General features: G+C 40.5%; 12 protein-coding genes. 7 read left to right on the top strand and 5 right to left on the bottom strand.

Annotation, left to right across the window (positions count from 1 at the left end):
- Nucleotide 1: 1 nt before the first annotated feature.
- The 4 genes from L2672_RS14670 to pspF form a co-directional block, all read right to left on the bottom strand.
- Complete coding sequence (locus tag L2672_RS14670; RefSeq protein WP_248996592.1) at nucleotides 2-892, bottom strand: ABC transporter permease subunit; 891 nt, start codon at nucleotides 890-892, stop codon at nucleotides 2-4.
- Nucleotides 879-1,910, bottom strand: a complete 1,032-nt coding sequence (locus L2672_RS14665; protein ID WP_248996591.1) for an ABC transporter permease subunit — start codon at nucleotides 1,908-1,910, stop codon at nucleotides 879-881. The genes L2672_RS14670 and L2672_RS14665 overlap by 14 nt, the downstream gene beginning before the upstream one ends.
- Nucleotides 1,910-3,538 carry an ABC transporter substrate-binding protein gene (locus L2672_RS14660; RefSeq protein ID WP_248996590.1) on the bottom strand — a complete coding sequence of 543 codons (1,629 nt, stop codon included), beginning with the start codon at nucleotides 3,536-3,538 and terminating at the stop codon, nucleotides 1,910-1,912. The genes L2672_RS14665 and L2672_RS14660 overlap by 1 nt, the downstream gene beginning before the upstream one ends.
- 169 nt (nucleotides 3,539-3,707) lie before the next feature.
- Nucleotides 3,708-4,787, bottom strand: coding sequence for a phage shock protein operon transcriptional activator (gene pspF / locus L2672_RS14655; RefSeq protein ID WP_248996589.1), 1,080 nt, complete (start codon nucleotides 4,785-4,787; stop codon nucleotides 3,708-3,710).
- Nucleotides 4,788-4,966: 179 nt separating this feature from the next.
- Between pspF and pspA the strand changes: the two genes are divergently transcribed.
- The 6 genes from pspA (at nucleotide 4,967) to L2672_RS14625 (ending at nucleotide 9,475) form a co-directional block, all read left to right on the top strand.
- Nucleotides 4,967-5,650 (top strand): phage shock protein PspA, encoded by a 684-nt coding sequence (pspA, locus tag L2672_RS14650; protein WP_248996588.1) that lies wholly within the window; start codon nucleotides 4,967-4,969, stop codon nucleotides 5,648-5,650.
- Nucleotides 5,651-5,669: 19 nt separating this feature from the next.
- A complete protein-coding gene (gene pspB, locus L2672_RS14645; protein ID WP_248996587.1) occupies nucleotides 5,670-5,909 on the top strand; it encodes an envelope stress response membrane protein PspB in 240 nt (79 codons plus the stop codon).
- Nucleotides 5,896-6,291 carry an envelope stress response membrane protein PspC gene (pspC, locus tag L2672_RS14640; RefSeq protein WP_248996586.1) on the top strand — a complete coding sequence of 132 codons (396 nt, stop codon included), beginning with the start codon at nucleotides 5,896-5,898 and terminating at the stop codon, nucleotides 6,289-6,291. Before pspB ends, pspC begins: the two co-directional genes overlap by 14 nt.
- 45 nt (nucleotides 6,292-6,336) lie before the next feature.
- Nucleotides 6,337-7,794 carry a YcjX family GTP-binding protein gene (locus L2672_RS14635; protein ID WP_248996585.1) on the top strand — a complete coding sequence of 486 codons (1,458 nt, stop codon included), beginning with the start codon at nucleotides 6,337-6,339 and terminating at the stop codon, nucleotides 7,792-7,794.
- A gap of 38 nt (nucleotides 7,795-7,832) precedes the next feature.
- Nucleotides 7,833-8,951, top strand: a complete 1,119-nt coding sequence (locus L2672_RS14630; RefSeq protein ID WP_248996584.1) for a TIGR01620 family protein — start codon at nucleotides 7,833-7,835, stop codon at nucleotides 8,949-8,951.
- A 134-nt stretch (nucleotides 8,952-9,085) separates the two neighbouring features.
- Nucleotides 9,086-9,475 carry a ComEA family DNA-binding protein gene (locus L2672_RS14625; protein WP_248996583.1) on the top strand — a complete coding sequence of 130 codons (390 nt, stop codon included), beginning with the start codon at nucleotides 9,086-9,088 and terminating at the stop codon, nucleotides 9,473-9,475.
- A 70-nt stretch (nucleotides 9,476-9,545) separates the two neighbouring features.
- On the opposite strand, the gene L2672_RS14620 is transcribed toward L2672_RS14625, so the two are convergent.
- On the bottom strand, nucleotides 9,546-10,283 hold the full coding sequence (locus tag L2672_RS14620) for a YciK family oxidoreductase (protein ID WP_248996582.1): 738 nt from the start codon (nucleotides 10,281-10,283) through the stop codon (nucleotides 9,546-9,548).
- A 260-nt stretch (nucleotides 10,284-10,543) separates the two neighbouring features.
- On the opposite strand from L2672_RS14620, the gene L2672_RS14615 reads away from it, so the two are divergent.
- The gene (locus tag L2672_RS14615) at nucleotides 10,544-13,039 is read left to right on the top strand and encodes a VolA/Pla-1 family phospholipase (RefSeq protein WP_248996581.1); all 2,496 of its coding nucleotides are present in this window, start codon (nucleotides 10,544-10,546) and stop codon (nucleotides 13,037-13,039) included.
- Nucleotide 13,040 lies beyond the last annotated feature (1 nt).

The raw sequence follows: 13,040 nt of genomic DNA, 5'->3' as shown, positions 1-13,040 counted from the left end.
ATTATTTTCTTATCGGTGCAATTGCAGAGCGTAAGCCATCACCTACAAGGTTTACGGCAAGTACACTAAATAAAATGGCTACACCGGGAATGGTTACTGTCCATGGTGCTAGAAGCAAGTTATCTAAGCCTTGGGCAACCATTGCCCCCCATTCAGGGCTTGGAGCTTGAGCGCCCAAATTTAAAAAGCCAAGAGCGGCAATATCCAAAATAGCAGCAGAAATAGCCATCGTAACCTGGATAATCAGCACTTCCCATACATTGGGCATAATCACGTACAGCAAAATTTGCAGATCATTCGCGCCATCTAATCTTGCTGCGGTCACATATTCTTTTTGCAACTCATCATGGACCGCTTGATGAATGGTGCGGATAAATTGGGGCACCATCGCAATACCAACCGCCCAAAACACATTACTTAATCCCGGACCGATAACTGCAACCACCAAAATAGCCATTAGCAATGAGGGAATAGAAAGTAAGGCGTCGAGTAAGTGGCCTAAAATACTCGATTTTAGCCCTCGCATCATTCCTGAAATAGCACCAATAATGAAACCAAAGAAGAGGGCGCAGCTAACAATCACTAGTGACATTCCAAAGGTCATTTGTACGCCATGTAATATTCTGCTGAAAATATCACGGCCTAAATCGTCAGTACCCAGAAAATACTCAACATGTCCGGCAGGGTCCCAAGAGGGAGGTAATAGCAAGACTTGTTGATTTTGCTCATTGGCACCATAAGGGGCTATAAAAGGTGCCAGCAGTGCTAACACTAATAAGAAACCCACCCCCCATAATCCAACAAGTGCAAACGGATTATGGGAAAATGCTTTCCACACTCTGCCTGCAGGAGTTGAAATATAGTCCTGCTTGTAGATTTTAATTTGTGGCATACAGTTCCTTTTTACTCATAGGGTTAATGGCTGTATGAATAAACTCAATTAAAATACTTAAAAAGATAATCAATAATGACACGGATAAAATTCCGGCTTGGATAACCGTATAGTCTCGTTGATAAATCCCTGATACTAACCAGCTTCCCACCCCAGGCCATGAGAAAATGACTTCGACAATAATGCCATAACAAGCGAATGTACCCAGCATGATACCAATACTTTTCAATACTGGAATCATAGCATTTGGCAGCGCATGTTTAATGATAATGGTGAATGTGTGTAGGCCTCTTGCTTCAGCCGCACGGATATATGTTTGGTTCATGACTTGTAACATGGCTTGGCGGGTAATGCGCACAATTAAGGTAAAAGGCAACACCGCTAATGTAATGGCGGGTAAAATTAAATGCATTAATGCATCAACAAATGCAGGAATGCGATAGCTTGAGTCAGACAATAAAGTATCAATCAGCATAAAACCGGTAATCGGTTTGATTTGATAAAGTAAATTAATTTGTCCTGATATAGGCAACCAGCCCAGATTGACACCAAACCATAAAGATAGCGTTAACCCCAGCCAAAAAACCGGAATTGAATATCCTGTCAGCGTTAACCCTAAGATACTCCATTGAACAAATTTATTGCTACTTAGCGCGGCTATAACTCCGATAGGGACTCCCAAAAACAGGGCAATTAATCCGGCAACTAAAGACAGCTCAAATGAGGCTGGCAAGACGGTTTTGAGTTCTTCAAAGACCGGTTGTTGTGAATTAATTGACATTCCCATATTGCCTGAGAACCGCTGTTCCACATAAGCTAGAAACTGAACAACGCTATTGCTATTGAGTTTAAACTCATCTGAAATGTGTTCGAGTTGTTCTGCCGACGGATTAGAGATACCACTTAACGCATAGCTTTCATCAACCGGAAATTGGTGAGTGGCATAAAATAATACTGCCATCATCACTAATGTGGTTGCGAAAAATAAATTAACTCTTCTGAAGAAGTATCGCCACATTATTGATTTCCTTGTTGAGCATTGTGTTTGATTTTTGCAAACGCAATTCCGCCATAAGGCCTCACTTGCATAGAGGTAATATTATTGCGTTTTAATAAAACTTTTTCGGCATGGGCTATTGGGATCAAGGGCACTTGATCACTTAAAATGGCTTCAGCGGCTTGATAGTATGATTTTCGGTCGGCTCTATTGGTGGTGTTTTGTGCTAGCGTTAACAGGTGGTCAAAGTCTTTCTGGCACCACTTAGAGCGATTATTATTCGACTCTAGCGCAGAGCAACTGAGTAGAGGGGTAAAAAAGTTATCTGGGTCGCTATTATCAGCATTCCAACCAATTAGAACCGAATCGTAATCTTCACTGACGAGCTTTTGAGTGAAGATGCTCCAATCATAGGTAATAATATTCACTTTCACGCCCACATTGGCAAGATCAGCTTGAATTAGCTCTGCTGTTTTCAATGCATTCGGGTTATAGATTCGAGCAACTGGCATCGCCCATAAGTTGATAACTAAATCTTTTACTCCCGCTTTATCTAATAAGTTTTTTGCTTTAGCTGGATCATAATTATTGGCAGGTAAATTATTTGAATAAGCCCAAGATGTTGGGGGTAATATACCTGTGGCCTCAACCGCAATATCATTATAAACAACATCAAGGATATTTTGTTTATCAATGGCATGAGCTAGCGCTCTTCTTACTGAAATATTATTTAAGGGAGGTTTTTGGGTGTTAAGAGCCCAAAAGGCCACGTTTAATCCTGGCTTTGCGTCTACTTTTATGTGGCTATGTTGATCAATAATCGCCAACTCTCCCGCTTTAGGAAGTGCCGATACACTACAATCTCCGGTAATTAACTTAGCTAAACGTGAGGTGCTTTTAGGCGTAATATCAAATACTAAATGCTCTATATCAATATCACCTAGCCAATACTGTGGGTTTTTAGTGTAGCGAATAAATTCATTTTTCACATATTGATTTAATTGAAATGGCCCTGTGCCGATCGGTTGCAGGTCAATTTTTTCCGGTTCACCCTCAATCAAAAGTTGATCAGCATATTCACGGGATAATATGATGGCAAAATCAGTAGCTAAGTTTGATAAAAACGACGCGTCCTTTCTATTGAGTTTAAAAACGATTTGATATTCATTCACTTTTTCAATGGAGGAAATTAATGATTCAAAACCAATACTCTGAAAGAAAGGGTAGCCGGTTCTGCTGACAAAGTGATAAGGGTGTTGTTTGTTAATGATCCGTTCAAAAGAGAACAACACATCGTCAGCATTGAATGCTCTTTGAGGTTTAAAAAAGTCAGTATGATGAAACTGCACATTATGTCTTAAATTGAATGTGTAATTCAGGCCATCATTGCTGATATACCAATCAGTTGCGAGCCCTGGGGTGATATCACCTTTTTCAACATCATAATTGACTAAGCGACTATACAATTGATGTGAGGTGGCATCTATTGTCGTGCCAGAGGTGACAACTTGAGGGTTAAAGCTTTCTGGATTTCCTTCACTACAATACACCAATCCAGGGGGAAGGGTGGCTTGGCCGCAAGCGCTCACTAACATGCCTACTGCGGCACAAAGTAAAGTCTTGGGTGTTAATTTCCAGAACAATGTCATGGCAGTTTCATTTTTGATGGATCAGATTAGTTATTTTAGCAGTGTAAATATCTAGGTAGCAAACAAGTTATTAATTTGTTTTAGCAGATAATTTCACTGTTGTTGATATTGTAACGCCACAAGATGTGGTTATTTTTGGGTGTAGGAAAATAAAACCACAATCGCCGCCTTAGAGTAAATTATATTTTTTGAGAATGCCGCGTAATTGATGGTAACTCAAACCAAGGTTTTCAGCAGTTTTCTTTTGGTTAAATTGGCTTTCAGCCAATGCGAGTTGAAGTAATTCCACTTCTTGTTTTTCAGTATACTCTTTAAAGTTGATAGGAAACGTAATAGTGGGCTTGATGTTTTTTGGCGCTTGGGGCTCGTCAATCACTGGCTCTGTTGTTTCAATGGACGTGGAATCAATGACAGGGACACTACTACTGGCTTGCCTTTCTATAGTTTTGACTCGTTTTTGTGGACGATAGGGCGAAGCGAATGGGTCCAAAATAATATGGTCAATCTCTTGTCCATCGGCACCTTCACGATAAACACTACGTTCAACAACATTTTTGAGTTCGCGAATATTTCCTGGCCAGCTATAACTAAGAAGTTGTTCTGTTGCTAATGGGCTGAACCCACCAAAGTAATCAAGTTTTAATTGGCGAGCCATACTCACCGCAAAGTACTCTGCCAAATCCATTATATCTTCTGTTCGGCAACGAAGTGGGGGCAAAGTAATAACATCAAAAGCCAACCTGTCAAGTAAGTCGGCCCTAAACTCACCTGCCTCTGCGAGCGCTGGAAGATCTTCATTTGCAGCACAAATTAGCCTAACATCGGTTTGTACTGTTTTGCTGCCACCCACACGTTCGAATTCACCATATTCGATAACGCGTAATAATTTCTCTTGAATCAACCCTGATGTGTTAGCCAGCTCATCTAAAAATAAGGTTCCGCCATCGGCACGTTCAAACCGCCCCTCATGCTTACCTTTTGCGCCAGTAAATGCACCAGACTCGTGACCAAATAACTCACTCTCTAATAAGTTTTCGCTTAAAGAAGAACAGTTTAGCTTAATGAAGTTTTGATCCCAGCGGCTTGATAAATAGTGTAATCTTTCTGCAATTAACTCTTTACCCGTACCGCGCTCACCAATAATTAATACTGGTTTTGATAAAGGTGCAGCCTTAGATACATGTTCTAAAACTTCGAGTAATGCGTTAGATTGACCAATTAGATTGTCTTGCTCAAATTGTTTATTCACAGTATTTGTTAGTCTTTTACACTAATTATTGGTTAAAAATATAATAGTAGGCTAGTCATAATAAATAAAGAAAAACATACCGTACGCATTAAGTTATTGATAATGTAGAATTAGTTAAAGTTGGCATGGTTAGTGTATTAATTCATCTGACATCCACATTACACTTTGAGGAACATATTATGGGAATATTCTCTCGCTTTGCTGACATAGTAAATTCTAATATCAGCGCTATTCTTGATAAGGCTGAAGATCCAGAAAAAATGGTTCGCCTGATTATTCAAGAAATGGAAGACACATTAGTCGAAGTTCGTTCAACCTCAGCTAAAGTATTAGCCGAAAAGAAAGAGTTACTTCGTCGAATCAGTCGAGTACAAACACAAGTACAAGATTGGCAAGATAAAGCGGAGCTGGCGCTATCTAAAGATCGTGAAGACTTAGCTAAAGCAGCTTTAGTTGAAAAGCAAAAAACGGCCACCTTACTAGACAGTTTGGAAGCTGAATTGCAAGTTGTTGAAGAGCATATTGCGCGTCTTAAAGATGAAGTCGCCCAATTACAAGAAAAGCTTAATGATGCCAGAGCTCGTCAGAAAACCATTATTATGCGTAATCAAACAGCCACTTCGCGTTTAGAAGTAAAAAAGCAGCTTGATTCAAGCAAAATTGATGATGCAATGATGAAGTTTGAGCAATATGAGCGTCGTGTAGAAGGACTTGAAGCGCAAGTTGATGCTTATGACTTGGGTAAAAAGTCAACTTTAGCGGATGAGTTTGCAGCACTAGAAGCTGAAGATTCAATTAATGATGAATTAGCCGCATTAAAAGCTAAAGTTAACGCTAAAAAACAACCTAAATCTAAAGCATAAATTTTTTCAGAGGTGAGTTATGGACATGGATCTTCTTATTGCCCCCATTATTATATTTATGGTCGTGGTGGCGCCAATTTGGTTGGTTCTTCACTACCGCAGTAAGCGACAAGTGAGCCAAGGACTCACGGAAGAAGAATTTACCCAGCTAAATGAGCTAATACATAAAGCCGACAAAATGCATCATAGAATAGAGACCTTGGAAGCTATTTTAGATACTGAGTCACCAGAGTGGAGAACTAAGCATGAGCGAGTCTGATAGACGTACCTTATACCGGGTACCACAAAAAGGTAAAATAGCAGGGGTATGTGCTGGAGTCGCTGACTTTTTTAACTTTGAAGTGTGGTTAGTTCGCGTTGTTGCATTATCAATCTTTTTATTGGGAGGCTCAGGGGTAATTTTTGTAATTTACATCGCTATGTGGATGATTCTAGATGTAAAACCTAAAAGCCATCAATTTGAAGATAACCACAAAGAAATTGAGATTAAAAAGAAAGTTTGGCAATCTGGTCTGGGGGCGAAGCAAGCATTGCACGATGTGAACAGTCAATTTTCAAGTTTAGAGTTACGTTTACGCAAGCTTGAAACCCATGTCACATCAGATACATTTGATTTGAAACGCCAAATCAATAATCTATAAGCATTAAAGGGCGGTCTTCCGCCCTTGTGTCATTTGGAAGGGCCAATGAATCTACTGGACAAATCGTTCTCCAAGCTCACTCAATCTGCACAATCTTTAATTCATAGAAGCACAGATCGCCATGTTCGCCTTGCTGTTACAGGCTTATCTGGAGCAGGTAAAACGGCCTTTATTACTGGGTTAGTGAATCAATTACTTCATGCTGGGCTTAATTTCAAGAGCAATCCTTTACCTTTATGGCAAGTGGCTCGAGATAGACGTTTAATTGCCGTAAAACGGACTCTGCAACCCGACTTGAATATTGCTAGTTTTGACTATGTTGGCAGTATGCTGTCATTTGTTCAGCAACCACCACAATGGCCTGCATCTACCCGTAATATTACTGAATTACGTTTAGCGATAAAATATCAACCAGAGGTTGGCGTACTGGCAAAGCTTACTGACTCAGCCACATTGTACCTCGATATTGTTGATTATCCGGGTGAGTGGCTGCTTGATTTACCCATGTTAAAACAAAACTTTACAGCATGGTGTTTAAGTCAGCAGCAAGCTATTGTTAGGCTCAAAAGTGCAGATCAATACACTGAATTTGTTGAGAAAGTTGCCAAAATTGATTTATCGGCTCCAGCGGATGAACAAGTGCTTAAAAACGTAGCAGGAATTTATCAGCAAATTCTACAAGATGTCGTTAACAATAAAGGATTTTATTTTGCTCAACCGGGACGAATGTTATTGCCAGGTGAGTTTGAAAATACCCCTCTATTGACGTTTTTCCCTTTGTTAGCCGTTAGCCCAATGGAGCATGTTGAATTACAAAACTCTGCTAGCGGCAGCTACTATCAGGTGCTTAAAAAACGTTATCAAGAATACGTTGGTAAGGTTGTTAAACCTTTTTACAAAGATCATTTTGCAAAATTTGACCGTCAAATAGTGCTAGTGGATTGCTTAAACGCACTTAATCATGGTTCAAAGCAGTTTCATGATATGGGACTGGCATTAAATAGTATTATGGAAAGTTTTCAGTTTGGTCAGTCAAGTCTACTTAAGCGGTTATTTTCACCCAAAATTGACAAAGTGTTATTTGCTGCAAGTCAGGTCGATAGAGTGACTCGAAACCAGCAAAGTCATATATTAAGTCTACTCACCGATATGGTTAAGCAAAGCCAGAATTATGCCCGTTTTGAAGGCTGTGATGTTGAAACTATGGCCATTAGTGCGATTAAAGCGACTGAACATGGAATGATTAACACCCCTAATGGTCAACAAGAGGTGATTAAGGGAGTGGGTAAATCAGGGCAAGTGTTAACCTTATATCCGGGAGATGTCCCTAGCCACTTACCTGATGAAAGCTTTTGGACCAAGCAAGGGTTTAATTTTGCGGCCTTTGCACCGCCTGTATACGCTGCAGCGGATGCAGTACATAAAACCGCAGAAGATCAACTCTTCAATCATATTCGCTTAGATCATTTATTAGAGTATTTATTAGGCGATAAATTAACCTAGTTAGCATGTCGGTAACGGATGCTTATTGAGAAAATATAATGGTTAACAATATTAAACCTGCTCAAGTGTTTGACCAACAATCGAACTCTGATGGTCAATCAAATGAAAAATCTGCGACAATGAATAACGATGTTATTCAACCCGTGCAAACTTTCGACGCTGCTGAGTTTATATCTGAGTCAGCGAATACGTCATTTGAAGATAGCGATTTAGATTCACAGTTTCCTGATACTGCTTTAGATGAAGTTATTAAAGAGCAATCAAAGCCGCAACGTTGGTCACTTCTGGCTAAGCTTTCGTGCCTCGGTGTAACTTTACTGATTATTGTGCAAACCTTGTTAGGGCTGAGAGATGCATTTGAGCAAAGTCCTATTTTATTTGGCTTTTACTCGACCGTGCTTGTGGTGATTACCACTTGGGTTGTCGGCATGAGCCTAAAAGAGTGGCGAAAATTAGTGAAGTTAAAGCAGGTTGGTCACCACCAAGATACCGCTAGCCGCTTGGCTGAGAGTATGCAAATCGGTGAAGCTGAGCCTTTTTTAGCCACATTACTAACCAACTATCCCAACACTGAAGCAAAAAAGACCTATTTAGCACAGGTGAGTGTCGAGCATAACGATGCTGAAAGAGTGTTGTTGTTTGATGAGCTAGTGCTGTCAGAGCGAGATCAATTAGCTAAAAAATACGTTGCCAAATACTCAGCTGAGTCAGCTTTATTATTGGCAGCAAGCCCTTTAGCAGTACTAGATATGGCATTAATTTTATGGCGCAATCAAACCATGATTTCAAAAATCGCCAAGGTATACGGCATTGAGCTGGGTTATTGGAGCCGAATCAGGCTAATAAAATCGATTATTTTTAATATAATTTATGCTGGAACCACTGAAGTCGCAATGGATATAGGCACCCAATTATTGTCTGTAGAGATGACGGGTAAGTTATCTGCTAGGGTGGCTCAAGGGCTGGGTGGTGGCTTGTTAACAGCAAGGCTGGGTTATCAGGCGATGAGTTTATGTCGTCCGATACCGTTTAATCAAAATACTAAGCCTAAGTTGAGTAAAATACACCGACATCTTTTAAGTGAATTAAAAGGCCTAACGACAGCTGCACTGAGGAAATCTTCAACGCAAAAAGAGCCAGCAGAAAAACTTCGATAATTCGATAAATTGTATATTTATCTCACTACTTACATTAGACAATTGTAGTGTACAATTTTTAACCGCACTCAGTATTGAATGCGGTTAATTAGCTACAGCCATGGAATAAGGAATTCGGCATAGTAGCGTCAATGATGGAATATGGAGAATATACAATGAGAGTATTACATTTATGTCTAATAGGTTGTTTTGCATTAGGTTTTGTAACGAGTAACCTGAGCGCTGCCGAAACAAAAAGTAACCAATCTAACTCTGCTGAAATGGCAAAAAGTGTTAAAAACAACGTGAGTCATGCCAGTTCAATCAAATCCAATATGGCTAAATCAAACGCCACCAAAGTTAACATTAACAACGCCAATGCCCAACAATTACAAAAGTTATTTGGTGTTGGAGAGGCCAAAGCCCAATCGATTATCAATTATAGAAACAAGAATGGTAAATTTAAAAATATAAATCAGTTGAAAGCCGTTAAAGGGATTGGCGATAAATTATTAGCCGAGAATGCTGATAGAATTGCTCTTTAACCTCCCATATTTTACCTCGATAACAACTCAAATAAGCCAGCGAAGGACTGACTTATTTGAGACTTATCATTTATTGTGCGTTTAATGCTTGACCATTAACCTCAAGTGAATCTTCACCCATTAAATATAAATAACTAGCCATAATTTGCTCAGGAGTTTTCAAGGTTGTTGGATCTTCCGCTGGGTAAGCTTTAGCTCGCATTTCAGTGCGTGTTGCCCCTGGGTTGATACTATTCACTCTTACCGAAGTTTGGTCACATTCATCTGCAAGTACTTGCATCATGCCTTCAGTCGCAAATTTTGAAAAAGCATAAGGCCCCCAATAAGCGCGACCTTTACGCCCAACTCCACTTGAAGTGAAAATAATCGACGCATTGTCAGCTTTACGCATTATGGGAAGTAATGCTTTAGTCATCACCGCTTGTGCAGTGACATTAATTTTTAGGATATCTTCTAAAGATTTAACGTCAATATGTTCAAATGGGCCTAATGCACCTAATAAAGAGGCATTGTGTAATAATCCATCTAATGCGCCAAATTGCTCTGCAATTGTTTCTGCCATATCGATGTAGTTTTGCTCTGTAGCACCTTTTAAATCTAATGGCACAATGGCTGGAGTAGGGCCATTTTGTGCCACAATTTCATCGTAAACACTCTCTAGTTTTTTAACCGTTTTACCGAGCAGAATAACCGTTGCGCCATGCTGAGCAAAGGTTAGCGCGGCAACTCGACCAATGCCATCACCTGCGCCGGTTACTAATATCGTTTTATTTTTGAGTAAATCTTTTCTAGCTTGATATTCCAACATGATTAAATACTTCCTTTAGGCGGAAATGCCCGTCAAATCTACAATCGAACAAAAGTTGAACACCCGTTTTAAACAAATGACTGATATTTGTATATTGAACTGTGGTGTTCATGCAATAAACTTGTAGCTAACTCTATAATTTTACGTTAACTTGAGACTAATTAAGGGCTAAAATAAGCCCTTATGGTCATAGGATTGCACTATTGTGACCAATTTTTTGGGGAAAACAAAATTATTAAAACAAGATTTGGGGAAAAAAGATGAAAAGACTCATTTTGGGTGTTGCCATTACATCTGCTCTTGGACTAACGGGCTGTTCTGAAGATAGCTTCAATGAAGCAAAAGAAAATGCCACGCCTTTAGTGCCTGTTTCACATATGCAGTTTGATCCTGCAAACGGTGTCGTTCCATTACCAAACGATTTACTTTTCAGCGGCACCACAGACGGGACGCTAAATATTCCTGGTGAAGACGGCATTGACTATGTTAATCCTCAATTAGCGTTAGGTGCGCTTGACGGATGGTCAACTTCTTCACCAATCAGCATTAATGTTGATTTAGCCTCTGACTTAGACGGCACTCCATTAACGTTAGATGAAGCTTCTGTATTCCAGGCAGGTGCAGTGCGTTTATTTGAAGCAACGGTAGGCGGGGCACTTTCGTCTGATCCAGAATGTAGCTCAGCCCCTTCAGTTTCTGCTTGTAAAGTGGGAGAAGAATTAACATTTGGTGTTGACTTTGTTTCTAAAGCATCTGGAAACACTATCGCCATTGTGCCGCTTAAACCGCTTAAAGCAGGCCAATCGTATATTTACGCTACCACCAGTCTTATTCAAGACTCATTAGGTCGTGGCATTGCACCATCAACCACTTATGGCCTACTTAAATTAGATTTTGAAACTAAACCATTAGAAACTGAAGCTCAGTTACAACTTCAGTATCTGGTTAATAGTTATGAAAAAGGTATCGCTGCAGCCCATGGTGTTGACCCTGAAACCATTAGTTATTCAGGTTTATTTACCACTCAGTCTGTTACCGATGTTTATGAAACAACCAAGTTATTGATGGCGTCTAGAGAAAGCTATATGCCATCATTTGAACAACCGCCAATGCCGATGCCAAATGGTTTTGGTGGCATTGTAACAGCAGCTGATGCCGCAGGATTAACCCCAGCAGACGGTGTGGCTTATGTACTGTCAGACTTAGCTGATATGTATACAGCAACGGTTAAATTACCTATTTACGGTAGTTGTTCTTCTGCAGGCTGTTTAAGCCCAGAAATGGAACCGCTTATCAATGAGCGTTGGTATGCACAAGGCGACAGCCCTGTGTCGGTGCTATTAGCTATGCAAGCTGGAACCTTAAGCCAAGAAAACTTTGTTGCTCAAGCAAGCGCTTATGGTATTGACCCAAGTGCTGCATTAGCTAATCCGGCATTATTAGCCGGATACCCGTGGAAATTAAATGATGGTACTGATGCTGACCCAACTAAGCATTTAACTAAGTTCAACCCTATTCCTAAAGTGATGGGGTATGAATCTGTACCGGTTTTAATCGCAATACCAAATGCACAAAAAGTGGCAGCGTTTCAAGCTTCTCAAGGACTTAACTTTGTTGCCCCAACTAATGGTTGGCCAACAAATATCGCACTACATGGTTTAGGCGGTGGTAAAGAAATGGCATTAGCTTATGCCGGTTCTTATGCTGCTATGGGGATTGCAACAGTGGCGATTGATATGCCATTGCATGGTGCGCGTTCATTTGATGCCAATGGCGATGGTGTGTATGAGGTGTCGGCAAGTGACCCTGCATACGGCAGTTTGATAAACAAACCGGATGCATTCCAAAATGGGTCACCATTAGTTTTTGTTAATATTGGCAGCACATTAACTGTTCGTGATAATTTCCGCCAAGCAACGATGGATCATTTAGCGCTACGTTTATTATTAACCGGGTTATATAGCCAAATTGCCCAAGCAGGCGGCCAGCAAGTTTTCGATATTACTAAGATTAGTGCTCAGGGATTAAGCTTAGGGGGTATTGTTGGAACAACCTTCTCAACCTACGCCAGTACGGGGTTAGTTGATCCAACTTCTGGAGCTCAGTTGCCAAATGCTTATGCGTTGAATGCATCATCATTAGTTGCTCCAGCAGGTGGTTTAGCAGGTGCCTTTGCAGGTTCGCCAACCTTTGGACCCGTTCTATTTGACACTGTAACCGCATCAGATACTTTCTTAGCGCTGGTAAAAGAAGCCAATACTGGTGAGTTTGAGCCGGGCACTCCTGAATATGCCGCTTTAGTACAAGCCGTTTACGCAGAGTTTATTCCAACCTTTGCATTTGCGGTGCAAACTGCATTTGATAGTGCTGACCCGATTAACCATGGTAGCCAGTTAGCTGACACGGGTTTACCGGTTCATTTAATTGAAGTGGTAGGTGATGGTGCGAATAACTTACCTGACCAAGTATTACCTAATACGGTTGAGTCTTTCCCTCTATCAGGTACTGAGCCATTAATTGCCAGTATTGGACTTAAGTGTATTGATACCACTACAGTAGGTTCTGGTGTAGTTAGGTTCTCTAAAGGCCACCATAGCTCAATTGTAAGCCCAGATGAAACGGATGCTACTGACGGAATGGCTGCTGAGGCAACCGCTGAAATGCAGTCTCAAGTGTCGATGTTTGCACGTACAGCAGCACTGGGCTCAGCAACAGTATTAGTGTCAGATTCAGATGTGATTCAATCTTGTAATTAAC

It is taken from the genome of Shewanella gaetbuli (genome assembly GCF_023284065.1).
GTDB lineage: Bacteria > Pseudomonadota > Gammaproteobacteria > Enterobacterales > Shewanellaceae > Shewanella > Shewanella gaetbuli.
Note: the sequence above shows the minus strand (reverse complement) of the source record. Positions and strands in the feature narration are given on the sequence as shown.